The sequence below is a fragment of the Streptococcus sp. HMSC073F11 genome, assembly GCF_001810785.1.
In the GTDB taxonomy this organism is placed as follows: Bacteria; Bacillota; Bacilli; order Lactobacillales; family Streptococcaceae; genus Streptococcus.
The window spans coordinates 1-233 of the sequence record NZ_KV802689.1; the positions used below are offsets into that span (position 1 = coordinate 1).

The 233-nt window shown below is 44.2% G+C and carries 1 protein-coding gene; it reads left to right on the forward strand.

Going from position 1 to position 233, the window contains the following annotated elements; all coding sequences use genetic code 11:
- Positions 1–233 (forward strand): hypothetical protein (locus tag HMPREF2764_RS01595; protein ID WP_148129348.1); only part of this gene is annotated, 233 nt, incomplete at both ends.

The window sequence follows — 233 nt, forward strand, 5'->3', positions numbered from 1 at the left end:
GTCAAGTACCAAGCGGTGGTGAAAGAAGTAGTTCCAACTTCAACGGATGCCACTTCAAATGGTATCCAAGGTCAACCGCAAAAAGGTACCCCAACCTTCACAGAAGGTAATCCATTGGTTCCAATTGATGATACGAAACCAATGACTTTCGAAGATGGTCAGTCAACGAAGACCGTTTCAGGTGTAGGTGAATACAGCATCAATCCAGATGGCTCTATTACCTTTACTCCAGA